Here is a 24,800-nt window from a genome sequence, read left to right on the forward strand (position 1 = left end):
TCAGAGGAAGACACCGCGGGTCAGACCTCCGTCGATACCCAGCGACTCCCCGGTGATCGCCGCCGCTCTGGGCGAGGCGAGGAAGGCGATGGCCTCGGCGATCTCGCCGGCCGTCAGAACCCGGCGGATCGGGGTCCGGGCGACGAAGTCGGCCTCGACCTCGGCCGCCGTGATGCCGCGCTTGGCGGCCTCCTTCTCGTACAGCTCGTGGATGTGCTCGGTCTCCACGACCCCGGGGTGCACGGTGTTGACGGTGATCCCGGACGGGCCCAGCTGGTCGGAGAGGGCCTTGGTCATGTGGACGACGGCGAGATTGCGCATCCCGGAGAGCGCGTGGCTGGAACGGCCGGTCAGTCCGCCGATGTTGACGATCCGGCCGTAGCCGTTCGCCTTCATGTGCGGGGTGACGGCCTGGGCGCAGCGGAAGTAGCCGACGACCTTCGTGTCGATGTCGGCCAGCAGCATTTCGGGGTCGGCCTCCTCGACGGAGTTGCGGACCAGTCCGGAGGGGGCGGCGGCGCCGTTGACGAGGATGTCGACGCGGCCCAGCTCCGCGACGGCCGAGGCCACCATCGCCCGCACCGACTCGGTGTCGGTGGTGTCCGAGACGAGCGGGACGACCCGGCTGCCGGTCTCGGCCTCGATCTCCTTCGCGGTGTGCTCCAGGGCGGCCTGCCGGCGGGCGGTGATCACTACGTTGACGCCCTCGCGGGCGAGTTCGCGGGCGACCGCCCTGCCGATGCCGAGGCTGCCGCCGGTGACGACGGCGACCCGGCCGGTGAGTTCCAGATCCATACGATGCTCCTGATGGACGGTGAGCTGTTGGCTGACGTCGTGTCAGCCGAGGTTGACCCAGACGCTCTTGACCTCGGTGTAGAGGTCGAGCACCTTGCGGCCCATTTCGCGGCCCCAGCCGGACTGCTTGAAGCCGCCGAAGGGGGAGCCCGGGTCGGTGAGGTTGAAACAGTTGATCCAGACGGTGCCGGCCTGGAGTTCGTCGGCGATGCGGTGGGCGTGGCCGAGGTCGGACGTCCAGATGCCCGCGGCGAGCCCGAAGGGCGAGTCGTTCGCCCGGGCGACCAGGTCGTCGACGTCGCTCCAGCGCAGGGCGGCCAGGACCGGGCCGAAGATCTCCTCGCGCACGATCCGCATGCCGTGGTCGGCCTCCGCGAACACCGTCGGCCGCAGGAAGTAGCCCTCCGCGTACCGGTCGTCCAGGTCGGGGCGGCCCCCGCCGGCCGCGAGCCGTGCGCCCTGGCGCCGCCCCGCCTCGATGAAGGAGGTGACCCGCTCATGGTGCCGTGCGGAGACCAGCGGGCCCATCTCGCTGGCCGGGTCGGTGCCCGGTCCGACGGCGATCTTCTCGGCCCGTGCGGCGACCGCGTCCAGGACATCGTCGTAGAGCGCGTCGTGGACGTAGAGCCGGGAGCCCGCCGTACAGGTCTGTCCCTGGTTGAAGAAGATCGCCTCGGCGGCGGCCTCCGCGACCGCCTCCGGGTCGGCGTCGGGGAGCACGATGTTCGGTGACTTGCCGCCGAGTTCGAGGGAGACCTTCTTCAGGTTGCCCGCCGCGGCGTGCACGACGGCGCGGCCGGTCTCGGTGGAGCCGGTGAAGGCGATCTTGTCGACGTCGTCGTGGGCGGCCAGAGCCGCTCCGGCGGTCGCCCCGCGTCCGGTGACCACGTTGACGACTCCGTCGGGTATCCCGGCCTCGACCAGGATCTCCGCCAGCCGCAGGGTGGACAGCGGGGTCTCCTCGGCCGGCTTGAGGACGACGGCGCAGCCGGTGGCCAGAGCGGGCGCCAGCTTCCAACAGGCCATCGACATCGGGAAGTTCCAGGGCACGATCAGACCTACGACGCCGACCGGCTGGTGGGTCGTGTAGTTGAGCACGCGCAGCCCGCCGCGCGGCGAGACCGGGATCGTGCTGCCCTCGAACTTGCTGGGCCACCCGGCGAAATAGCGGAACAGCTTGACGCTGGTGCCGACGTCGACGGCGCGGGCCACCGAGACCGGCTTGCCGTTGTCGCGGGACTCCAGCAGCGCGAGTTCGTCGGCGTTGGCCTCGACGAGGTCGGCCACGCGATGCAGCAACTGGCCGCGGTCCAGAGGGCTCAGCCGCCGCCAGCCGGGATCGCCGAAGGCACGGCGGGCGGCGGCCACGGCGCGGTCGACGTCCTCGCCGTCACCGTCGGCCACCTGGGTGAGGACCGTGCCGGTCGCCGGGTCGACGGTGTCGAAGACCCGACCGGAGGCCGCCGGGACCCAGGAGCCGCCGATCAACAGGGGGCGGGGGGAGGCGAGAAAGCGCCGCACCTTGTCCTGGGCGTTCTGGGCGTTCTGGGCGTCCTGGGCGTCCTCGGCGGAGGCGATGACGGGGGAGGACATGCTGGCTCCTTTCACAGGACCGGCCGGGTTCACAGGACCATCTCGATGAGGTGCGGACCGCCGTCGGAGAGCGCCCGGCGCAGCGCCCGGACCAGTTCGCCGCCGGTCTCGGCACGTTCGGCGGACACGCCGTACCCCGCGGCCAGGGCCATCCAGTTCAGCGGAGGGTCGTCCAGGCTGGTCAGGGCGGCGGACGCGGATCCGGCCGTGCTCCCGCCGTGCCTGTCCAGCTCGGTGCGCAGGATGCCGTACCGGCGGTTGGACGCGATGAGCGTGATGACGGAGACCCGTTCGCGGGCCATGGTCCACAGCGCCTGGACGGTGTACTGGGCGCTGCCGTCGGACTGGAGGGCGATCACCTGGCGCTCCGGGGCGGCGATCGCGGCACCCAGCGCGGCGGGGAGCCCCTGGCCGATCGCTCCGCCGGTGTTGGTCAGCGTGGTGTGCCGGGCGGCCTTCGCCGAAGCGGTGAAGAAGGGGTAGCCGCAGGTGCCGCCCTCGACGGAGACGACGGCACCCTCGGGCAGGAGAGCGGAGACGATCAGGCCGATCGCGGCCGGTGTCAGTGGGCCACCGGACCGGCCGGTGCCGTCCGGCAGGTCGGAGACGCGCGGGAGGTCCGGGGTGCGGTGGGCCGGGGCGGCGCCCGGACGGGTCCGGGCCGCGCCGAGTGCTTCGGCCAGATCCTCCAGCGCCTGCTCGGCGTCCTCCGCCGGTTCGGCGAGAACCCGCACGGCCGACGGCTCCGCCAGCTCGCTGGGCGTTCCGGCGTAGCCGAAGTACGCGACCGGAGCGAGGGCCCCGGCGAGCACCACGGTCCCCGCGCCGGCCAGGGCCTTGATCGCCACCTCGGGGAAGTACGGCAGCCGGTCCAGGGAGGGCAGCCCGCCGCCGCGCTCGGCGGTCGCGGGGAAGGTCTCGCCGTACAGCGTGGCACCGGTCGACCCGGCGACGCGCTCGGCGGCCCGCTGCCCCCGCTCGGTGAGCGCGCCCGCGCCGAGCAGCAGGACGGAGGGGGAGCCGTCGCGCAGACGCCTCGCGATCGCCTCCACCGTCGCCGCGTCGACGCGTGCCGGAGCCTGCCGGGGCGGTACGGCGGCCAGTGGGCCGGTGACGGTCTCCTGCTGGAAGTCGGCCGGGACGATCAGGGTGGCACCGTGTCCGGGTGGCCGCCGGGCCGCGGCGATGGCCTCGGCGGTGACCTCGCTGGTTCTCGCGGCGGAGTCGACGGTGCCGACCCAGCCGGACACCGGCGTGGCCAGCGAGACGATGTCGCTGGTCAGTGGGGCGTCGTAGGGGAGATGCCAACTGGCGTGGTCCCCGACGACGTTGAGGACGGGCGAGTGGGCCCGGCGGGCGTTGTGGAGGTTGGCGATTCCGTTGGCGAAGCCCGGCCCCAGGTGCAGCAGGGTCATGGCCGGCTTGCCCGCGATCCGTGCGTAGCCGTCCGCCGCGCCGGTGCACACCCCCTCGAAGAGCCCGAGGACGGGGCGGACGGCGGGTACGTCGTCCAGCGCCGTCACCAGCGGCATCTCCGTGGTGCCGGGGTTGGCGAAGCAGACCTCGATGCCTCCGGCGGCGGCCGTCTCGACCAGCGCCCGTGCGCCGGTGACACCGGCAGTGCGCTCTGTCATGGGGCGGGACTCCTCTCGTGGATCGCCCGAAATCCCCGCCGAGGTGCACTAGGTGCACGCATGCCGTGCGGAGAGTGCACTCAGCTTGAGCGTGTGGAGACCGATACGTCAAGGCCTGACATCACGGATTCCGGCCCTTGGATAGACTCCCGGCATGAGCGGAAGTGCGCAGAGCGCAACTGGTGAGGGCGAATCCGGTGCGACCGAGGCGGCGAAACGTCCCAGCCAGCCGGCCGCCCAGACCCTCATCCGGGGCCTCGCGGTCCTGCGCGCCGTGGCGCAGCGACCGCAGGGACTGACGGCCACCGAGATCGCGACCCAGACCGGGCTGCACCGCACCGTCGTCCATCGCCTCGTCAACACCCTCATGGCGGAGGGCTTCGTCGCCAGGGACGCCGCGGGGCACTACTGCCCGGGGCGTGAGCTGCACAGCCTCGCCAACATGTCGCAGCCCACGCTCGTCGAGTTCGTCCAGCCCCATCTCCAGCGACTGGCGGACGACCACGGGGGCACGGCCGTGGTCTTCGTGGCCGAGCACGACAGCGTCGTCGCGGTGGCGACGGCCGTGCCCGCCGAGGGCGACTACCACCTCGCCTACCGCAAGGGCAGCCGCCAGCCCCTCGACCGGGGTGCCGCGCCCTGCGCGATCCAGGCCGGTCGTCCCGCGAGTGCCGAGGACTCCGAAGCCGTACGGGAAGCCCGGCGCCGGGGGTGGGCCGTCAGCCACGGAGCGGTGGAGCCGGGCGCGCACGCCGTCGCCGCGCCGCTGGCCCGGGACGGCGACGTCGTGGACGCCTGCGTCACGTTCGTCTCCCACCGCCGGGACCGCGTCGAGGAGGCGACACGCGACGTCCTGAGGGTGGCCGAGGCGACCCGGGCCTTCTGCCTGGGGGCGCGGTAGGCAGGCGGAGCGCTCCGCTGGAAACGCGGCGATGTGTCGTCGCTCGGCTGCGGCGCCGTCGTGGCCGGTCGCGCGGTTCCCCGCGCCCCTACGGGGTGCTGCGAACCGTAGCGTCCTGGACGGGCGCGGTGAGGTGGCTTGGCGGAGGCGCAGGACCCGCCGAACGCAGGGAAAGCCCCTGACTAGCCGCCGGTGGACGTCCGCCGTCGGAAGTCCCGGGGCGTCTCGCCGTACGCCGTCTTGAACACCCGGCTGAAGTGCCGGCAGTCGAGCAGCCCCCAGCGTGCGGCGATCATGCTGATCGGCTGGTCGGCGGTGGCCGCGCTGGACAGGTCGCGGGCGCAGCGTTCCAGGCGCCGGGTGCGGATCCAGCCGGCGACGGTCGTGCCGTCGGCGGCGAACAGCTTGAACAGATAGCGGCGGGAGATGCCGTGCGCCTCGGCGATCGCGTCCGGGGTGAGATCCGGATCGGAGAGCCGCTGCTCGATCCAGGTGCGGATGCGCAGCGTCATCGCGTCCTGCGGAACGGTCGGCGCGGACAGCGCCAGGCGCTCCATGACCAGGGCGGTGACCAGGGAGACGGCGCCGTCCATCAGGCTCCTGGCGGCCGGCCCCGTACAGTCACGGGCCTGTTCGCCCAGCGACCGCAGGAACGGCGCGACCACCGCTCCGACCCCGGCGTCCGGGGCGATCCGCCGGGCGGTGAGCTCGCGCAGGGCCTCGGGGCGCACCGGCAGCATCGGACGCGGCACCAGCATCAGCACCGTGCTGAAGTCGCTCTCGTAGGTGAAGGAGTAGGGGCGCGAGGTGTCGCAGATCGCGATGTCCCCGGGCCCCAGCAGGCCGCACGCCCCGTCCTGCTCGATCGCCGACGTGCCCGCCACCTGGAGCGCGACCTTGTAGAAGTCCTCTTCGTACCGGGCGATCAACTGCTCGGTCCGACGCACCCGCAGCGGCCCCGCACTGACGGAACTCAGCTGGAGCAGGCCGAGGTCACCGCTGGTGGCGCGCCCGTGGAAGGGGATCGGAGAAGCCGGCCGGGTGTCCAGACCGGTGAAGACCTTGGACATCTCGGCTGTCCAGTGGTCGAAGCGTTCCGTCCGGGCGACGGAGTCGGTGGTCACGATCGTTCGCATAATGTGCTCCACCCGCCGGAGGTCTCTCGAACACGTTAGCCCACGGCCGTTCACCACGGGCTCCTTGAATGTTTTTCCCTGTGAGGCACGAGAGGAAGACGTCGGCCGTCCGCAGGGCGTGCATGGATTGGCGAGTACGGGTGCACGCTCACGCCACTTCGGCGGACCGGAGTGGGCGCACAGTACTCCACACCAGGCGGGGGAGACCGGTGTCCGTTCAGCGGGCCGCCGAAGCCGACAGCCGATGGGCCTTGCGCGTGCCCGTGCCCGTGCTCCGCGCCCGGCTCCCTCCGCCGTATCGCTCCTCGGCGAGCGCTCGGCCTCCGCCGTATCCTCAGGGAGTTCCCGTGACCCAGCAGTCCCCGCCCCCGGACCACCGCACCCACCTCCGGCAAGGAGCCGTGGGCGTGGCCGGGATCCTGTTCTTCGTCCTGTCCGCGCAGGCCCCGCTCACGGGTGTCGCCGGAACCCTTCCCGTCCCGCTGGGCCTCGGCAACGGAGGCGGCGCCCCCGCCGCCTACCTGGCCGTCGGCGCCATGATCGCCCTGTTCTCCGTGGGGTTCATCGCCATGAGCCGCCATGTGACCGACGCCGGGGCCTTCTACGCCTACGTCTCCCGAGGGCTGGGCACACCGCTCGGGGTGGGCGCCTCCCAGGCCGCGGTGCTCTGTTACAGCGCGGTCCAGGCCGGCATGTACGGGCTGTACGGCGTGACATGCCAGGCCCTGTTCCGGCAGTACGCCTCGGTCGACCTGCCGTGGTGGGTCTGGACGGTGGCGACGATCTTCCTCGTCCAGCTGCTCGGTTCCCTGAACATCGAGTTCGGGGCCAAGCTCCTCGGCGTCCTCGTCGTGGCGGAGACTTCTCTGCTGGTGGTGTTCGCGCTGTACGAGCTGCTGTCCGGCGGCGGCCCCCAGGGGCTGGACCCGGCGGGCTCGTTCTCCCCCTCGGCCCTCTTCGCCGGAGCGCCCGGAGTCGCCATGACCTTCGCCATCGCCTGCGTCGTCGGCTTCGAGTCCACCGCGATCTACGCCAGGGAGGCGAAGGACCCGGCCCGCACCGTCCCCCGCGCCACCTACCTCTCGGTCGCCGTGATCTCGGTCTTCTTCGCCTTCGTGTCCTGGATGTTCGTCAGCTTCTACGGCTCGGACAAGGTGCAGGGCGTCGCGTTGCAGGCCCTGCGGAACGGGGACGCCACGGCGGTGGTCTTCGACGCGGTGAGCGCGACGCTGGGCTCCTGGGCCACCGACACCATGCAGATCCTGCTCGCCACCTCGCTGATCGCGGGTGTGCTGGCCTTCCACAACGGCATCAACCGCTACTTCCACTCCCTCGGCGTCACCGGTGTCCTGCCCGGCTGGCTGGCCCGCACCAACCGCCAGGGTGCCCCGTACACCGCGAGCCTGGTCCAGACACTGGTGACGCTGGCCATGGTCGTCCCCTTCGCCGTCGCCGGAGCGGACCCGGTGATCACCCTGCTGACCTGGGGCGGCGGAGTCGGCGTGCTCGCGCTCCTGCTGCTGTACGTGCTCACCTCGCTCTCCGTCGTGGTGTTCTTCCGCAGGACCGGCCTCGACACCCGGCGCTGGAACACGCTGATCGCGCCGCTGCTGTCGATGGTCCTGCTGCTCGGCGTCACCGTGATGGCACTGAACAACTTCACCACGCTGATCTCCGCGTCCTCCACGACCGCGCTGATCCTGGAACTGACCGTGGTCGCCGTGTTCGCCGGCGGTGTCGTCCTCGGGTACGCACGTCGCGGTGCGCTCGGATCGGCCACCACGGATCCGGTGCCGGACGATCCGCGGCACGAGTCGGCGTCTGTCTGACCGCTGTCCGTCTGATCGCCGTCCGTCCGACCGACGTCCGTCCGACCGGAGCGCCGGGTGGATCGACGGGGCGCCCCCCCGCATCGGGGCCCCCGCCGAACCGCCGTCGAGTGCACCGCGGTTCTCCTTTCCGTGCCCGGATACGGGCCGCGCCGAGAAAGTCCCGCCCGGTCTCTGGACCGGGCCTACGCCCGCCGTTTTTCCTCTACCTACGTAGAAAAAAGAAGTGCGTCACCAGCGCACACCTGGAGGAGCCCCATGACCGCCACAGCCCACCCGCTCGCCCCCCTGACCGGCGACGAGATCGACCGCATCCGCTCGGTGGTGGACCGGGCCGGTCTGCTGCGGGACACCTCACGGTTCGTCTACGTCGGTCTCGAAGAACCCGACAAGGACGATGTGCTCGCGTTCCCGGCGGGGGACTGTCCCGACCGCCGGGCCCGGGTGCTCCTGCACGACGTCGCGGGCGCCCTCGGCCAGGACGTCGTCGTCTCCCTCACCGGCCAGGACGTGGTCGCCGTACGGAGTCTGGACCCCCTCACGGACGGCCAACTCCCCGTCCTGGAGGAGGAGATCGCCGCGGTCGAGGAACTGCTCACCCAGGACTCGCAGTGGCTCGCCGCCCTGAAGAGCCGGGGCCTCGACGTGGCCCGTGTCCGCGTCGCCCCGCTGTCCGCCGGCGTCTACGCCGACGAGTACCCCGACGAGGCCGGCCGCCGCATCCTGCGCGGCCTGGCCTTCGTCCAGGAACACGACCGCGACCACGCCTGGGCCCACCCCGTGGACGGTCTGGTCGCCTACGTCGACATGATCAGCCGTACGGTCCACCGGATCGTCGACCTCGGCCCGGTCCCGCTGCCCGTCGCGTCGTCGGGAAACTTCGACGACCCCGCGGTCACAGGCCCCGCCCGCACCACCCAGCGGCCGATCGAGATCACCCAGCCCGAGGGCCCCAGCTTCGCCCTCGACGGCAATCTCCTCACCTGGGAGAACTGGTCGGTGCGCATCGGCTTCGACGCCCGCGAGGGCCTTGTCCTGCACCAACTGGCCTTCCACGACCGGGACAAGGGCCGCGAACGCCCGATCGTCCACCGCGCCTCGATCGCCGAGATGGTCGTGCCCTACGCCGACCCGTCCCCGGTCCGCTCCTGGCAGAACTACTTCGACACCGGCGAGTACCTGCTCGGCCGCTCGGCCAACGCCCTGGAACTGGGCTGCGACTGTCTCGGCGACATCACCTACCTCGACGCGGTCATCGCCGACGAGTCGGGCCGCCCGCGGACCATGCCCAACGCCATCTGCCTGCACGAGGAGGACCACGGCATCCTCTGGAAGCACAGCGACCTGTGGACGGGGTCCCACGAGACCCGCCGCCAACGCCGCATGGTGCTCTCCTTCTTCACCACCATCGGCAACTACGACTACGGCTTCTACTGGTACCTCTACCTCGACGGCACCATCGAGTTCGAGGCCAAGGCCACCGGCGTCGTCTTCACCTCCGCGTACCCGGGCGACGCGTACCCGTACTCCGCCGAGATCGCTCCCGGCCTCGGCGCCCCCTACCACCAGCACCTGTTCTGCGCCCGCCTCGACATGGCGGTCGACGGTACGGCCAACCGGGTCGAGGAGGTCGACGTCGTACGCGTCCCGATGGGCCCCGGCAACCCGCGCGGCAACGCCTTCACCTACCGGCACACACCGCTGACCCGGGAGAGCGAGGCGCGGCGCCCCGCCGACATGACGGTCGACCGGGTCTGGCACATCACCAACCCCGGCTCGCTCAACTCGCTGGGCAAACCCGTCGGTTACGGGCTCCACCCGGAGGGCAAACCGACCCTGCTCGCCGACCCGGACTCCTCCGTCGCCGCCCGCGCCGCGTTCGCCACTCAGCACCTGTGGGTCACCGCCTACGACCCCGCCGAGCGCTATCCGGCGGGCGACTTCGTCAACCAGCACCCCGGCGGCGCCGGACTTCCCGCCTACACGGCGGCAGACCGGGACATCGACGGCCGGTCCCTGGTCGTCTGGCACACCTTCGGCCTCACCCACGCGCCCAGGCCGGAGGACTGGCCGATCATGCCGGTCGACCACACCGGTTTCAAGCTGCGGCCGGCCGGCTTCTTCGACCGCAATCCCACGCTCGACGTTCCCGCGAACCCCTCCGCCGCGCACGGCTGCTGCGCCGGCGGCGGCCATGAGTGACGTGCTGACGGCGGCCGGTCTGGCAGGGGCGCTGCTCTGCCTGGCCGGTCATCTGCCGGGGCCCGTGCATCGCTGGGGACCGCAGGTCGTGGCGCTGGGCGGCATGGCTCTGACGGCCGGTGGCCGACCGGCCTCCGGCACCTGCGCGGTCGGGGCCGCGTGCCTGTGGAGCGTCGTCCGGGCCTGTGCCGAGCGCCGGGGCTGGACCGGCTCCCTCGACCTCGCCGCCATGACCCTGCTGATGGCGCTCATGGCCGGTGGCACGGGGTTCGGCGACCCGCATCCGCACATGACCGCGATGGCCGTGGGAGGCGACCGGCCGATCGGCGCAGCGGCTGTGCTGACCGTCGTCGTCTGGGTGACGGCCCGAGCGGGCGGGGTCCTGCTCCGGCAGGTGTCGAGCCCTTCACCGGCCCCTTCACCGACCACTTCGCCCGCGCCGCCGTCCCGCCGGACCCGGGCGTACCGGGAGGCGGGGGCCGCGCTCATGATGGTCAGCATGGCGGCCATGCTCGTATGACGCCCGGAGGCAGGTGTGAGGGGAGAAGGAGCGGATGCCGAAGATCGTCGACCACGACGCCCGCCGACGTCTGATCATCGGGTCGGTCTGGACCCTCATCGGCCGCCGCGGGCTGGCCTCGGTGACCATGCGGGAACTGGCGGCCGAGGCCGGGTTCGCCAACGGCGGACTCGTGCCCTACTTCCGCGACAAGGACGAGATCCTGCTGGCCGCCTTCCGGTACGCGTGCGACGCCACCGAACGCCGTCTCGCTCCCGCCGTCGCCGAGTCCAGCGGCCTGGCCGCCCTGCGCGCCCTCTGCCACGAGCTGTTGCCGCTGGACGACATCCGGCTGCTGGAGGCACGGGTCGTGATCGCCTTCTGCGACCGGGCGCTGTACGACGAACGCATGTCCTCGGCGTACGAGGCCACGACCGCCCGATGGCGGACCCTGATGCACGGCTGCCTCGCCCAGGCCAGGATCCTCGACGAGGTGACGACCTCCACCCCCGACGAACGCATCGTCGAGACACTGGTCGCCGTCGTCCTGGGCTTCCAGGCCAACGCGCTCCTGACCCCGCTGGCCACCACGCCGGAACGGCAACTGGACGTACTGGAAGGGCTGTTGGAGTCGTACGCCTGAGCAGGCCGAACACCGCGGCTTTGCGCTGAGTGCCGGATGCCGGCAACCGGGCCATGGCACGGAGAGCGGCCCGCAGTCAATCGAGGGCGGGCGGCCCCGGGAGCGTGGCTCGCCCGGGCCGCCCAGTCTGTCCGCTCGACGGCGGAGGGTCAGCGGTACACCGACTGCGGTCGCAGATACGACCTCAGACCCTCGGGGCCGAGTTCGCTGCCCAGCCCGCTGGCCTTGGTGCCGCCGAAGGGGGCCACCGGGTCGGGCAGATAGCGGTTGACCCCGATCGTGCCGGTGCGGATTCGACGGGCGACGGCCGCCCCGCGCTCCGGGTCCGACGTCCAGACGGTGCCGCCGAGACCGTAGTCGGAGTCGTTGGCGATCCGGACGGCGTCGTCGATGTCGTCGTACGGCACGACGCACACCACCGGTCCGAAGATCTCCTCCTGCGCGATGACCGAGCCGTTGTCCACGTCGGCGAAGACCGTGGGCTCGACGAACCAGCCCTTGTCCAGGCCCGCGGGCCGGCCGCCGCCGGTGGTGACGCGGCCTCCCTCGCTGCGGCCCTTGGCGATGTAGCCCTCCACCCGCTCCCGCTGCTGGGCGGTGGTCAGCGGCCCGATGAGGGTGCTCTCGTCCATCGCGTCGCCGATGGGCAGGGAGCCGGCGAGTTCGGTGAGCAGGTCGACGACCTCGGTGTAGCGGCCGCGCGGGGCGAGGACGCGGCTGCTGAGGTGGCAGGTCTGGCCGCTGTGCGTCAGGGTCACCCGGACCAGGCTCTCGCCGATCACGGCGGGGTCCAGGTCGGCGTCGTCCAGGACGATGCCCGCCGACTTCCCGCCGAGCTCCAGGGTGACCGGGCGCAGCAGCCGTCCGCAGATCTCGGCGATGGCCCGGCCGGCGGGCGTGGATCCGGTGAAGGCGACCTTGTCCACGCCCGGATGCGCCACGAGATGGGCGCCCGCCTCCCGGCCGCCCGGCACGATGTTGAGCACCCCGGCCGGAACACCCGCGGCCTCTGCCGCCTCCGCGACGACGAAGGAGTCGAACACGGTCTCCGGGGACGGCTTGAGGACCACCGTGCAGCCCGCCGCCATCGCCGGTGCGATCTTGAACAGGGACAGGACCTGCGGATAGTTCCACGGCACGATCGCCGCGACCACGCCCACCGGAACCCCGCGCACCTCGACCGGGCCGCCCATCAGCCCGGCACGGATCTCGGAGAAGTCCGTGGTGCGGGCCAGCCCGGCGTAGTAGCGCAGCACCTCCGTCGGGTAACCGACCTCCAGCTGCCGCGAGATGCTGATGGGCATCCCGTTCTGCAGGCTGACGAACTCCGCGATGCGGCCGGCCCGCGCCTCCAGTTCGGTGGCGAGGCGCTCCATCACCTCGGCCCGACGCCCGGGCTCCCAACTCGCCCAGCCACCAGGCTCGTCGAAGGCCCGACGCGCGGCATCCACCGCGCCGTCGACATCCGCCTCCAGTGCCTCCGGCACACTGCCCAGCACCGTCTCCGTGCTCGGGTTGACGGGAGTGATGACACGGCTGGAGGAGGGCCGTACCCACTTCCCGCCGATGTAGAAGTGCTCGTGGCGATACTTCATCGGTACTCTCCTGACGACCCGGCGCCCGCTCCGGCTCGGGTAGGGGACTTTCCCCGACCTTCGCCCGCCGCGCCGGACCCGAGGTGCCGCTGGGTGCACGGGCCGCCGCCAGGGAATGCACGGGGTCACCGGACCCAACCCCGCTGCCGCAGACCCGGGACGCGCTGAGGGCCGGAGCCACCGAGCAAGTGGCCCCGGCCCTCGGCGGAGACTCGTACACCCCGAGCACACCTGTCCTCGCTGAACGAGGAGCCGGAGGCGAGGCGGGCGGCTGCCCGTCAGGGGCGGCCCAGTGCGCGGTAGTCCCACCCGGCGGCACGCCACTGTGCGGGGTCGAGGGCGTGGCGGCCGTCGACGATCCGCCGCCGGGACACGACCGCGCCCAGGGCGTGCGGGTCGATCTCCCGGAACTCGGCCCATTCGGTGAGCAGCACCACGACATCGGCTCCGGCGGCCGCGGTGAGGACGTCCGTGCCGTAGTGCAGGTCCGGATAGGCGCGGCGGGCGTTGTCGACGGCGGCGGGGTCGATGACGGTGACCTGGGCGCCGGCCTGGTGGAGGGTGCGGGCCACGTCCAGGGCGGGAGCGTCGCGGATGTCGTCGGAGTTGGGCTTGAACGCGGCTCCCAGCGCGGTCACCCGGGCGCCGGCCAGTTCGCCGCCGGCCAGCTCGCGGACCAGGTCCACCGTGCGGGCCCGGCGGCGCTGGTTGATGGCGTCGACCTCGCGCAGGAAGGAGACCGCCTGGCCGACGCCCAGCTCCTCGGCGCGGTGGCTGAAGGCCCGGATGTCCTTGGGCAGGCATCCGCCGCCGAAGCCGAGGCCGGGCTTGAGGAACCGGCCGCCGATCCGGTCGTCGTACGCCAGTGCCTGGGCGAGCGCGGTGACATCGGCGCCGGTCGCCTCGCAGACCTCCGCCATGGCGTTGATGTAGGAGATCTTGGTGGCGAGGAAGGAGTTGGCGGCGGCCTTGACGAGTTCGGCGGTGGGCAGATCGGTGACGACCACCGGGGTGCCCTGGGCGATCACCGGGGCGAAGGCGGCGCGCAGTTGCTCCTCGGCCCACGGCGACGCGATGCCGAAGACCAGCCGGTCGGGCCGCAGGGTGTCGTCCACGGCGTAGCCCTCGCGCAGGAACTCAGGATTCCAGGCGAGTTCGACGTCCGCTCCGGCCGGGGCCGTCCGCCGGACGATGTCCGTGAGCCGCGCGGCGGTGCCCACGGGGACGGTCGACTTGCCGACGACCAGCGTACGGCGGTGGAGGTGGCGGGCGAGTTCCCCGACCGCGCTGTCGACGTGACGCAGATCCGCCCCGTACGAATCGGGGAGCTGGGGCGTGCCCACGCAGACGAAGTGGACGTCGCCGAACTCGCCGGCCTCGGCGAAACTCGTGGTGAACCGCAGTCGGCCGCTGTCGAGGGCCTTGGCGAGCAGTTCGGGCAGACCGGGCTCGAAGAAGGGCACCTCGCCCGAGTTGAGCCGTTCGACCTTGGCCGGGTCGACGTCCACGCCCAGGACGTCGAAGCCCAGGACGGCCATGCAGATGGCATGGGTGGCGCCGAGGTAGCCGGTGCCGATGACGGTGAGGCGGGGGGTGGTTCTGCCGGTGCCGTCCGAAGCGGTCATGGCGGTCTCCAGAGCTGTGCGCGGGCAGGTCGGCCTGCCGCGGGGCCGGTGGTGGTCAGGAGGTGCAGTCGACGTTGGCGAGACCCTCGGCCGCCTTGGTCACCTTGTTGTCGCAGGTGACCGTGTTGCCGTCCGACGTGAGACGGAAGCCGTAGCCGGGGCCGTCCACGTTCGCGGTGTTGTCCCGGAAGATGTTCCGGGTGCCCCAGCCGTTGACGATCTTGTGGGTCTGGAAGCCGTCCTCCGTGGAGTTGCTGCCGGTGTTGCCCTGGAGCAGCCAGCCGTTGCCCTTCACGTCGACCCAGGAGTCGTTGTTGTGGGAGCCGCTCAGCTTCGATCCGTCGAAGGTGTTGTCGATGACCTTGCCGTCGCTGGTGCCCTCCTTGATGTCGATGGACTCCGCGGTGGTGTCGCTGATGTCGTTGCCGAGCAGCACGTTGCGGTCGCTGGCGTCCGTCTTGCAGTCGCTCACGGTGCACCAGTTGGACTCGGCCGTGCCGATGTAGATGCCCTCGCCGTACTTCTCGCGGCGCAGCCCGGTGGTGCGGATGGTGTTGTCCCGGACCATGTTGTCCGAGCTGAAGTTGCGCAGGTGGATGGCCTCGTCGCCGATCTGTTCGACGGTGAGGCCCTGGATGACGCTGCCCACCGTGCCGTCCGCCATCACGCCCTTCTGGGCGTTGCGGACGGTGAAGCCCACCAGCCGCCAGTGGCTGACGCGGTCCAGGTGGAAGGCGTAGCCGTCGTCGGTGTCGCCGCCGTCCATGACGGCGCCGGAACCGCCGCACAGGAAGATCGGCTTCTCGGCGGTACCGGAGGCCTCGGCGGTGAAGTTGCCGAGGTAGACGCCGTTGGCCAGCGAGATGCTGTCCCCGGGCCGCGCCTGCGTGAGGGCCTGCTCCAGCGAGGCGGTGTCGTTCACCTCGACGGAGGCCTTCGGGCAGTCGACGGCGGAGGACGGCACCGAACCGCTGGACGCGCGGGCGGTCGGTGTCGGCTCGACTTCCTCCGTCGGGGTCGGCTCGGCCGACGGTTCGTCCTCGGCCGCTGACGCCTCGGGCACCCTGGGCCCGGCCGTGGTGGCGCCGGCCGTCACCTCCGGGCCCGAGTCGCCGCTGTTCGCCACCGCCACGACGAGCGCCGCCAGGGCGACGAGGAACGCGCCCGCCGCCAGCCAGAACGTGGGCTGCCGTGCGGGGCTGTTCGCGGGCGTGGCGGGTTGCGGAGGCGTCGCAGGTGCGGGAGGCAGGGCAGGGGGCGGAGGCGAGGCAGGTGCGGGGGGCGAGGCAGGTGCGGGAGGCGAGGAGGAGGACACGGTCGGCGTGTCATCGGACTCGGACTCGGATTCGGACATGGGTGGCTGCTCCGGATCGGCGGGCGGTGTCGTCATCGGGGCGGGCGGACGGACTGGGAGGTCAGGGCGCGCAGCGCGGCGGTGTCTTGATCGTCCCGGCCGTCCCGGTCGTCCCTGTGGTCCCGGTCGTCCCTGTCCCTTCTGCCGTTCTTGTCGTTCCTGTCGTCCCTGGAGTGGGAGAACCAGTCGTGCCCGGAGCTGCGCGTGGGGGTGACCTCGACGACGGACGCGCTGTCGGTCACCGGCAGCTTGTCCTCGTACGGGTGCCTGCCCGTACGTTGTCCACCGCCGCGTTGTGCCCGGCGGCGTCGGCCGAGGACGGCGGAGAACAGGATGAGCAGCAGGATGAAGGTCCACAGCAGCGTCATCGGACTGGCGTAGTGCCGGAACTTGATCCAGAAGGAACTGGTGTCGTGCCAGGCGAACGTCTGGTTCTGCTTGACGGCGATGTCACCGTGCGCCCGGGTGGTGTCCACGGCGCTCGGGCCGACGCCGGAGATGACGTTGTACGTGATGACCGACTCCGAGACGCCCCCGACGAGGGTGATCCCGTGGTTGGTGCCGTCCTGGATCGTGTTGCCGCGTACCTCGCCGACCGAGTCCCGGATGTAGATACCGGTCTCGGTGCCTTCGACGATGTTGCCGGTGATCGTCGCGGCGGTCACTCCGTCGCGCACCGAGATGCCCTGCCGTGACTGGCCGACGAGCCGGTTTCCGGTGATGGCCACCTTCGTGGCGTCCTTGCGGGCCACGATGCCCATGTCACCGCCCTCGACCCGGTTGTTCTGCACACCGACGTCCTTGCCGCCGAAGATCTCGATGCCGTAGTGGCCGTTCTCCCGGGCGGTGCTGTCGGACACGGAGTTGGAGCCGTAGCTGCTGATGGACTCGCCGGACGCCGAGGGGCCGCTGGCGAGCGGTCGGCCGCTCAGCGTGAACCCGTTGCCGCCGTTGCCCTCGGCGGTGGAGCCGCTGACCCGGACCTGCTCGGTGGCGCGGGCCAGCACGAATCCGTCGCCGCCGTTGTTCCGGGAGACGGTCCGCTCGACCACGGCGTTGGTGACGAACCGGTGCAGGACCAGGCCGTGTTCCAGGCTCTTCTGCACGGTGCTGTCGCTGATGCTGACGCCGTTGGCCCCGGACAGGAACAGACCGAAGGCGTTGCCCGTCAGGGTGGAGTGCCCGATCTCCGCGGAGACGTAGGAGAGGCTGGGCACCGAGAACCGGGTGTCCGGCGTGGCCAGTGAGCCGGAGGGCTGGGCCACCACGCCTCCGCTGCCGCCCTTCGTACCCGGTGCGACCGCGGTGTCGTCGACGTTGCCGGTGTCGGGACGGTCGGTACCGGTGAGGCTCAGACCACCCGTGCGACCGCTCCAGAACCCGAGGTCGCTGACCTTGGCGTAGTTCATGGAGAACTGGCCGCCGATGGCACGGACATAGGCCCTGCCGTCCCGCACGTCCTTGTCCGGCTTGTTCTTCTTGTCGTTCCAGCTGGTGATCTTCAGGGGCGCCTGCGGGGTGCCCTCCAGCGTGAGCCGGCCGCCGAACGAGACGATGCTGACGAAGCCCCGGTTGCTGCTGGCCATCCTCAGGGTCAGTCCACCGGGGTTGGACAGCTTCAGCTTGGCGCCGGCGTTGAGATAGATGTTCTCGGTCAGCAGGTAGGAGCCGTCCGGCTTGCGTACGAACGTCTGCGGGGCCAGTTCGAGCAGGTCCGAGACGGTGTAGGCGTTGCTGCGCTTGGTGAGGACCAGCGTGTATCCGTCGCCGGTGTCCAGCCGGTACGGCGCCTTCCACTCACCCCCCTTCAGAGGGGCGACGGCGGCGACGGCTCGGACCTGGTCCAGACGGTGGTCCTCGGCGGCCACGAGCGCGGTCTCGTTCTCCGCGTCGGCGGCGTTGACCTGTGGCTTGTCGTCGCCGTCGGCGGCCGGGGCAGCCGCGGCGGAGGCGGCGAGGAGACCGGTGGCGAGCGACAGCACGGCCGCGCCCCGAAGTATGCGCAGGGCGGGGGGAAGGCGCAGGGCGGAGGGCAGTTGAAGACGGTTCACGACTGCTGCACCTCCGGCCACGTGGCCGTGGCGGTCCGCGACGTCCCACCGAGGGACGCCGAGTTCTGTCCTTCGCCGCCGATGCTGTCGCTGGTGCGGGTCAGCCAGCCCTGCTTGTTCATGGTGAGGAAGGCGAACAGCTTGATCGGCAACGAGATCATGATGACGACGAGGGCCAGCAGAGGGAGCAGCAGCAATTCCTGTGGATGTCTGCGCAGATGGGAGTAGCCGCGGATGCCACGACCCACGACCAGCCAGATCAGCACGAGGACCACACCCCGGCCGGTCAGCTCCAGGCGGCTGAACAACAGGTACCCGAGCGCCATGCCCATCGTCACCGGCGTCAGCAGGATCTGCAGCACGGTGATCTTGGTGACCATGGGAACCCGCCACAGCCAGCCCTTGTACAGGGCGGTCAGATAGCAGCGGTAGGAGTTCCTGCTCCAGCGCACCCGCTGCTTGACGAAGGCGCGGAAGGACGAGGGGAACATCGAGATGGCCCGTGCCGAGGACTGGTGCACGGTCTTGTACCCGGAGGCCAGCACCAGCCAGGTCAGCCGTCCGTCGTCACCGGCCACGCAACGCCGGCCCAGGAAGAACTCGTTCTCCAGGTTCTCCAGCACGGGCTCGATCGCGGCCCGCCGGTAGGCGGCCGTCCGGCCGGACAGACAGGCCACGGCGCCGGCACGGCCCATCGCCGGGACGTAGTCGTAGTAGCGGAGGTTGACCAGCCAGTCGGCGATACGCCGCCAGACGCTGGTCCGGCGCTGGTAGACGTTCTGCTGAGTACCGACACCGCCGACCTCGGGATCGATGAACGGCATCTGGACGGCGGCCAGCAGCCCCGGCTCCCACCGGGTGTCCGAGTCCACCAGCACCACGAGCTCGCTCGTCGCCGCCCGGATACCCACCCCCAGCGCCGACCGCTTGCCGCGGTGCTCGAACGCCAGCACCCGGACCCGGGGATCCCTCACCTGCGCCAGCCTGCGCAGGACTTCCGTGTCCTCCACGTCCGGGACGATGATGACCTCGGCCGGATCCTGTTCCAGCCAGGTGTCCAGGCAGTCCAGCAGAATGTCCGCGTCCTCCCGGTAGGCCGGGACCACCACGGACACCGTGGTCCGGTAGTTGTTCACCACAGGCTTGGCGAACCGGGAGAGCACCGCCCGATAGAGCCACAGGCCCCAGACGAAAGCGCCGGCGATACCCAGCGGCATCACTTCACGCCATGACGTCTCGGCGGTGGCCATGACTATCCATGACCACAAATCGTCGAAAAAGCTCGACACGAACCCAGAACCCCCACCCCGGAGCCTTGCCCAATGTACGGGCGAAATGTGCGCTGTTCGCGGCCTACTACGCGAAATCTAGAGCTGAAACGATCCCACTCGACACATGGGAAACACAAAGTTCACCTTACCCATCCAATACATGTTCACAAAGCGAAGGCCCCTCTCGACGGACGGCCCCCGCCGCGCCACACGGACCGGGTCTCCGGCCAGCACTCTGACGGATCGTCACATGCCGGTCACGGCAAGGGACATGGCCGCATCGCCGGATGCGGCGCGAGCCCTCCCGGCCCCTCTTGCGGCCAGGGTTCGTGGCGTTCGCACACGCAATGCATGTGTGATGTACCTCACATGAAATGAACATGGCCTAGTGAAAGGTGTCACCGCCTTCAGCGCGCTGGCTCCGGTGCGTCACGAGGTCATCGAGCGGTGGGCTCCGCTATCGACGCCAGTGAGTGATCAGGCGGTCAGGGGGTTTCTGGCGGTTGTTGGTGGGCGGGGCGGATCTCGTGGTCGACCGTGCGGGGCGCTCCTGTGGTGCGGCGGCACGGGCTCGCGGATGTGCAGTGGTGGAAGGTCGAGGCTGTCCTGTCCTGTCCGGGGACGGTGGGCCGGGGTGCTCTGGCCTGCCCTGCTCTGCCCTGCCGGAACGGTACGGTCCCTGGGAGACCGTCTGTACACGTCATCGCCGCTGGTCGGCCGACGGCACCGGGACGGCTGTCCTGGACGAGTTGCAGATCGAGGCGGATGCCGGCGAACGGGACGGGTCGGGACGGGACGCTCGCCCGCCGGACGGGACGCTCGCCCGCCGGACGGGGCGTCGGGAGCCGGGCTGAGATCATCGACTCCACTTCCTGGTCGGCGCGCCCACGTGGCCGCCCTGCTGCAGACTGGCTCGCTCACGATCTCGATGAAGGATGGATTCGCATGATCTCTCCCGGTGGAGCGTTGCTGTCCCCGTTGGGGCAGCGGTTGAGCGAACTGCTGAGTGCCGAGCGTGTCGTTGGTGATCTGCGGCGTTACTTCGGCATAGGTGTGCCGCCCGGCGGGATGCCGTTCACCGGGAGCCGGTTCGAGCATCTGGCGGGTGGGGGAGACCGTCTGGAGGTCGCCGATCGGATCACGGCGGAGGACCTGGTCGCGGTGCAGACCCTGTCGGTCACCGTTCCAGCGTCTGTCGCGCTGGATGTCCTGGAGGGCCCACTCGGCGCGCGGTTGTCCGGCCTGCTGCAGGCCGTTCCGAGGGACATCGACATGGCTGATGCGGAGGAGGCTGTCGTGGCCGACGGTTCGCCGGCGGACAGGGCCTGGCACCTCCTTCGTGACCAGCCCGACGTCGGATGGGTGATCGCGGGGAAGCTTCTGGCGCGCAAGCGCCCGCGGTTGATCCCGGTCTACGACCGCGTCGTTCGCTGCGCCGTCGGCCGGCCGCCGTCCTTCTGGCTCGCTCTCCATGCCGCGCTGCGCGAGGACGACGGCGCTGCGCACCGTCGGTTGCTCGAGCTGCGCCAGGCCGCGGGGGTACCGGAGACGGTGAGTGCGCTGCGGGTATGCGACGTGGCGGTGTGGATGGGGCACCGGGCGGAGGGTCACGCCTGTCCTCGCTGACTTCGTTCGGCAGCGAGGTTGCCGTTCTGGCGTTCCGGCGTTCTGGCGTGTGAGGGTGACGGGCTCTACCGGAATGTCGGTGATTTCGACGTCACTCGGGCGCTGGGCGAGGGCAGCGGTAGGTAGTGGCGGGCTTGGGCAGCACGTGGCTTTGGGGGAGGACCGCGTGCACCGGGGCGTCCGGGGATGTGTCTCAGGTTCAGCGGACAGCGATCATCCGGTGCGCGAGGTGTTCAGCCGGTCCGATGCCCGGCAGGGTGGGGGCATGACGGTGGGATTCAGTGGCGCTGTGGCCGCCCTCAAGCGCCGGGCGCGCCTTCCTGTGGCGTTCACTCTCCAACGTGGCCGGCGCAGCGGTTCGCTCCTGGCTCACAGAACAGGCCGTATCCCCTTTTGTTGATGCTGATGTCGATGGCCATGTAGGGCTCACGGCTGATGGTGATGGAGGATCCTGCCGGGTCGTTCGGGAGGGCGTCGACCACCGTGCCGACGGCTGTGTCGGCTGCGCGGCCTTGGTGAAGGGTTCCGGAGGCTCTGCCTCCCATTTTGGTGCCTTGGTCGCACGGAGGGGCGTGCTCGGAGCACTGCACCATGGTCAGGTAGCGGTAGGTGAAGGAGCCGTCGGCCTTGATGGTGATGCTGGCTCCGGACCAGCTCCAGGTCCCGACGAACTGGGCCAGCGGCCGACGACTTGCCGACGGGGACGGGCTGGGCGAACCCGGGGCGAGGTCGCCGATCCAGATACGGGCATGTGCGGGGTCGGAGGTTTCCCAGGCCCTGTGGGAACCGAGGACTACGACCTTTTTCTTCCACACGGTCAGTGTTGTCAGCGATCTCAGCTTGTCGAATCCGTTGGCCCGGGTCGGCTGTTTGACCCACTTCTTTCCGTCGGCGGAGAACCAGAGGGCGCCGACTGCGGAGTCGTCGTCCGAGCGTGCGGATCCGATGGCGATGAAGCCGCTGCCCCTCGGTGCGACGGCGAGCATTTCCTGGTCCTTGCGGGGGACGACGCCGGCGTCCGGCAGACGGCCCGCGTCGAGTGGAGCGCCGGTGTGCCATCTGCTGTTGCCTTGTCTGTACCAGGTGTGGGGCTCGGTGGTGTGCTCGACGCTGTCGTCGGCCAGGCCGCCGGCCAGCACCATGGTGTCGCCATTGCGCGCCAGGTGGTCGAACTCGTTGCCGTTGTTCGGCAGCGGATCCTTCTTCCACCCGTGTCCGTCACGGGATGTGAAGAGCTGGTCCGCGGGCCGGAAGTCACCGGTGGTGCAGTTCGTCAGCAGGTGGGAGGCGTCATCGGCGACGAGCACCTCCGCCGAGGCCTCACTGCCCTCGTGGCCGCCGCAGGGTGTCTCGAACAGCTTGGTGGGGCGCCCGGCCTTCTTCACCAGCCACACTCGCAGACTCGCCAGCTGCTCGTCGGGCTTCCCGCTGCCCGGCGTCACCTTGGTGACCACCAGGGCTCCCCGCTCTCCGGCCGCCACCGCAACGGGTATCTCCGTGTCCGGGGACGTGGGCAACAGCATCGGGCCCTTCCACGATGACCCGTCGTTGTCCGTACTCCAGAGCGCCGTGCGGGCAGGCGAGAACCCCTGTCCGCCCAGGAGCCACGTGGTCGATCCGTACGCTGCGAGGGACTGAACGGTCGCTGCCGTGCTCATTTCTTCCGGGGTACGGTCCCGCCATCGACGGCCGTCGCGACTGGAGAACACCTTCTGGGGCACATCGAGTGAGGTGGTGGGCAGGTAGCCACTCGCGGCGAAGAGAGCCCGGCTGGAGGAGGACATGGACGACGGATAGAAGTCGACGAAGTCTGCCGGGAGTTCGGCCACGGGGATGTTCTCCCAGACTGGTGCTTTCGACAGTGCCTGAGGCTTGTCGGACCCGGACTTCGACCCGGACCCGGTGCACGCGGTCAGAAGACACAGGGCTGCCAGGCACACGACGGCCCTGCGGCTTGTGGCGAGGCGATGGTTCAGGAGGCGCATGTCTTCCCATCCTTCAGCGGCACGAGTCGGGTGGAGCTGGCGTCCGGACACAGCCAGGTCGCACGCCCGTCCGCCGTCGTCCGGAAGGGCTTGCCCTGGTCGTCGATACGAAGCTCGCCCCGTTCCCCGTTCCACGCCCACTTCAGCCGCAGCGTGAAGGTCACGTCATGCGCACGGGTGGACGGCCGGACGACGAAGTGCTCCGGGTCGCTTCCGCTCACGGTGTAGGGCCAGCCGGTGTCGGACGCGCTGCCCCCGTCCCCTGCGCGGGGGGCGGCTTTGACCACCTGGGGACGTGTCTGGTCAAGGTCCACGAAGAGGTTGCGATTGGGTGGATCGCCCTGACACACCACGGGCACCCGGGTTCCTCGTAGCGGCTCGTGCCGGGAGACCACCTCCACCGACAGGCCGAGGAGGGTCACGGTCTGTCCGTCCCTTCCCTGAACCGTGAAACCCAGGCCCGTCTTCGACGTCGAGACGCCATCCGTCGGCCGGGGACCGGGAACCATCTGCGAGGCACCGACGGACCCGGGAACCACGACAGCGTCGCCGCACTGCCAACTCGGAGCATCTGCCACGAACGTCAGGGGCACCGATTCCGAGCCGGACGAAGCGGCGTGCGAAGGCTCCTTGGAGGAAGGGTCCTTGTCGTCGGCGCTGAAGGAGCCGCTCAGCCAAAGCGGGATACCGACGGCCAGCACAGCTGTGCCCGCTGCGGCAGCAATGAGCCATGTACGCGGCCTTGTTCGGGACGGCGACCTCGGCGCAACGGCGTCTGCGGAAAGTGCTGGAGACGGCTGGAGGGGCGGCTCCGATCTCTTTGGGTCTGCGCGTTCCCATAACTCGTGCAGCGCCGAGATCTCCTCCTCGCTGAAGCGCAGCGCCTTCGCGATCGCGGCGACGGTGTTCCACGAAGGCCGATCGTGACGGTCGTTGAGGGCGTTGCTGATCGTCGTTCTGCCCCGATGCGTCCGGCTGCTCAACTTGCCGGGGCTCAGGTCTTCGGTACCGGCTCTTTCTCGGAGCCGCTGCCGCAGCTGCGCCAGCGCATGACTCGCCTCACTGCTCTCCATGCCTCGTCCCCCTGGCAAAAGCGCTGTTCAGGATTGTTCATCTTCGTACGGCTGCACCCTGCCGCACACCCGAATCGGCAATGTCGCTGCATCGCTTCCGTACATGCAGATGAAGGAGCTAGTCGTGACATCGCCCTACACCGCTGTGATCGCTCTCCTGGCCGTCAGCGTGGCCGTGACCATCGCACTGCTCGCGGCGATCCTGGCCGGCTTGCTCGCCCGGGCTGACGGAGCCACTCGCGCCACCGCGGTCAGCCGCGGCGGCATGACCTTTGCGGCCACTCTCACCCTTGTCGCAGTTGTCGTAGCCACCGTCGCGGACATCCTCACCCGACTGTGACCCCGCGTAGCGGCCGACGGGCACGGGCGTCCGTCTGAAACGTGACGCTGAGGCCGCGGGTCGGCGGCGCAGGCGCCAAGTGCCGTAGGAAACAACATCGAGTCACACCTCAGACGTCCACGCCCACGCCCGTCGAGCCGGCTGTCTCCCAGCCGGAACCTGCGCCCGCCGCGGCAGGTCCGCACCCCCCGCTCCTCGACGGCGTGGTCCTCTTCGTCCTCCTCGCCACGTGCGCAGGTTCTTCGTCACCACCGCTGCCGTCGCCGTTCATGGCTGCAGCACACCGCTTCGAGTGTTCCGGATCCCAGTTCCTCGTACGGTCTCGCTGGAACGCTTGTGGCGCCTTGTTCGGGCCGTCGGCCGCACGGTGGCCGCCGGGACCGGGGCCGGGCCACAGCGACATGAGTCCTGGTGCTGGTGGGTCACTCTCCAGCGCTGTCACCGCCTGCGCCGAACCCGCCCGCCCGCGGCTGTCGTGCGGCCTTCATCAAGTCAGTGCGGTGGCGCACTCGGACACCGGACAGCATCGACACGGTGGCCAGGAGACCTGACAGAACTGCCCAGGCGCCAGCGCTCCGCATGTCCCTCCGCTCGTCTCGCGACCGAGGTCGCGCCCCACCGAATCCGTGTCCCTCCCGCCATCCCAAG

The 24,800-nt window shown here is 70.5% G+C and carries 18 protein-coding genes; 7 read left to right on the top strand and 11 right to left on the bottom strand.

All coding sequences use genetic code 11. From position 1 onward, the window contains the following. Genes J8M51_RS32680 through J8M51_RS32690 form a run of 3 tightly spaced genes read right to left on the bottom strand, consistent with a single transcriptional unit; the run spans nt 1 to nt 4,022 of the window. Nucleotides 1-795 (bottom strand): SDR family NAD(P)-dependent oxidoreductase, encoded by a 795-nt coding sequence (locus J8M51_RS32680; protein WP_086759226.1) that lies wholly within the window; start codon nt 793-795, stop codon nt 1-3. Nucleotides 796-837: 42 nt separating this feature from the next. Next, nucleotides 838-2,388 (bottom strand): aldehyde dehydrogenase family protein, encoded by a 1,551-nt coding sequence (locus tag J8M51_RS32685; protein WP_256965592.1) that lies wholly within the window; start codon nt 2,386-2,388, stop codon nt 838-840. A gap of 29 nt (nt 2,389-2,417) precedes the next feature. Beyond that, nucleotides 2,418-4,022 (bottom strand): acetolactate synthase large subunit, encoded by a 1,605-nt coding sequence (locus J8M51_RS32690; protein ID WP_086759224.1) that lies wholly within the window; start codon nt 4,020-4,022, stop codon nt 2,418-2,420. 154 nt (nt 4,023-4,176) lie between these two features. On the opposite strand from J8M51_RS32690, the gene J8M51_RS32695 reads away from it, so the two are divergent. Beyond that, complete coding sequence (locus tag J8M51_RS32695; protein WP_086759223.1) at nt 4,177-4,923, top strand: IclR family transcriptional regulator; 747 nt, start codon at nt 4,177-4,179, stop codon at nt 4,921-4,923. A 182-nt stretch (nt 4,924-5,105) separates the two neighbouring features. Here the strand turns inward: J8M51_RS32695 and J8M51_RS32700 are convergent, their stop codons facing one another. Continuing rightward, the gene (locus tag J8M51_RS32700) at nt 5,106-6,059 is read right to left on the bottom strand and encodes an AraC-like ligand-binding domain-containing protein (protein ID WP_086759221.1); all 954 of its coding nucleotides are present in this window, start codon (nt 6,057-6,059) and stop codon (nt 5,106-5,108) included. A 347-nt stretch (nt 6,060-6,406) separates the two neighbouring features. Here J8M51_RS32700 and J8M51_RS32705 point away from each other — a divergent pair, with 347 nt between their 5' ends. The 4 genes from J8M51_RS32705 (at nt 6,407) to J8M51_RS32720 (ending at nt 11,232) form a co-directional block, all read left to right on the top strand. Then, complete coding sequence (locus tag J8M51_RS32705; RefSeq protein WP_256965589.1) at nt 6,407-7,888, top strand: APC family permease; 1,482 nt, start codon at nt 6,407-6,409, stop codon at nt 7,886-7,888. A 258-nt stretch (nt 7,889-8,146) separates the two neighbouring features. Further along, complete coding sequence (locus tag J8M51_RS32710; protein ID WP_086759218.1) at nt 8,147-10,090, top strand: primary-amine oxidase; 1,944 nt, start codon at nt 8,147-8,149, stop codon at nt 10,088-10,090. After that, nucleotides 10,083-10,610 (top strand): hypothetical protein, encoded by a 528-nt coding sequence (locus tag J8M51_RS32715; protein WP_143673298.1) that lies wholly within the window; start codon nt 10,083-10,085, stop codon nt 10,608-10,610. The genes J8M51_RS32710 and J8M51_RS32715 overlap by 8 nt, the downstream gene beginning before the upstream one ends. 34 nt (nt 10,611-10,644) lie before the next feature. Continuing rightward, nucleotides 10,645-11,232: a TetR/AcrR family transcriptional regulator gene (locus J8M51_RS32720; RefSeq protein WP_086759215.1), complete on the top strand. Its 588-nt coding sequence runs from the start codon at nt 10,645-10,647 to the stop codon at nt 11,230-11,232. Nucleotides 11,233-11,381: 149 nt separating this feature from the next. Here the strand turns inward: J8M51_RS32720 and J8M51_RS32725 are convergent, their stop codons facing one another. The 5 genes from J8M51_RS32725 to J8M51_RS32745 form a co-directional block, all read right to left on the bottom strand. Beyond that, nucleotides 11,382-12,827: an aldehyde dehydrogenase gene (locus J8M51_RS32725; protein WP_086759213.1), complete on the bottom strand. Its 1,446-nt coding sequence runs from the start codon at nt 12,825-12,827 to the stop codon at nt 11,382-11,384. 278 nt (nt 12,828-13,105) lie between these two features. Next, the gene (locus J8M51_RS32730) at nt 13,106-14,452 is read right to left on the bottom strand and encodes a UDP-glucose dehydrogenase family protein (protein ID WP_086759212.1); all 1,347 of its coding nucleotides are present in this window, start codon (nt 14,450-14,452) and stop codon (nt 13,106-13,108) included. A 55-nt stretch (nt 14,453-14,507) separates the two neighbouring features. After that, nucleotides 14,508-15,806, bottom strand: a complete 1,299-nt coding sequence (locus J8M51_RS32735; protein ID WP_086759210.1) for a right-handed parallel beta-helix repeat-containing protein — start codon at nt 15,804-15,806, stop codon at nt 14,508-14,510. A gap of 32 nt (nt 15,807-15,838) precedes the next feature. Next, nucleotides 15,839-17,857 carry a right-handed parallel beta-helix repeat-containing protein gene (locus tag J8M51_RS32740; protein WP_256965585.1) on the bottom strand — a complete coding sequence of 673 codons (2,019 nt, stop codon included), beginning with the start codon at nt 17,855-17,857 and terminating at the stop codon, nt 15,839-15,841. Continuing rightward, the gene (locus tag J8M51_RS32745) at nt 17,854-19,107 is read right to left on the bottom strand and encodes a glycosyltransferase family 2 protein (protein WP_086759209.1); all 1,254 of its coding nucleotides are present in this window, start codon (nt 19,105-19,107) and stop codon (nt 17,854-17,856) included. Before J8M51_RS32745 ends, J8M51_RS32740 begins: the two co-directional genes overlap by 4 nt. A gap of 966 nt (nt 19,108-20,073) precedes the next feature. Between J8M51_RS32745 and J8M51_RS32755 the strand changes: the two genes are divergently transcribed. Continuing rightward, entirely contained in the window at nt 20,074-20,754 is a 681-nt protein-coding gene (locus J8M51_RS32755; RefSeq protein ID WP_086759206.1) for a DUF6308 family protein, read from the top strand. 329 nt (nt 20,755-21,083) lie between these two features. Here J8M51_RS32755 and J8M51_RS32760 read toward each other — a convergent pair whose 3' ends face one another. Together J8M51_RS32760 and J8M51_RS32765 are read right to left on the bottom strand one after the other, a co-directional pair. After that, the gene (locus J8M51_RS32760; RefSeq protein ID WP_143673297.1) at nt 21,084-22,277 is read right to left on the bottom strand and encodes a hypothetical protein; all 1,194 of its coding nucleotides are present in this window, start codon (nt 22,275-22,277) and stop codon (nt 21,084-21,086) included. Between the two features lie 449 nt (nt 22,278-22,726). Further along, nucleotides 22,727-23,812, bottom strand: a complete 1,086-nt coding sequence (locus tag J8M51_RS32765; RefSeq protein WP_216586252.1) for a helix-turn-helix domain-containing protein — start codon at nt 23,810-23,812, stop codon at nt 22,727-22,729. 124 nt (nt 23,813-23,936) lie between these two features. Here J8M51_RS32765 and J8M51_RS32770 point away from each other — a divergent pair, with 124 nt between their 5' ends. Then, nucleotides 23,937-24,152 (top strand): hypothetical protein, encoded by a 216-nt coding sequence (locus tag J8M51_RS32770; RefSeq protein WP_086759371.1) that lies wholly within the window; start codon nt 23,937-23,939, stop codon nt 24,150-24,152. The last annotated feature ends 648 nt before the right edge of the window (nt 24,153-24,800 follow it).

The sequence above is a fragment of the Streptomyces griseiscabiei genome (assembly GCF_020010925.1).
GTDB classification, from domain to species: Bacteria; Actinomycetota; Actinomycetes; order Streptomycetales; family Streptomycetaceae; genus Streptomyces; species Streptomyces griseiscabiei.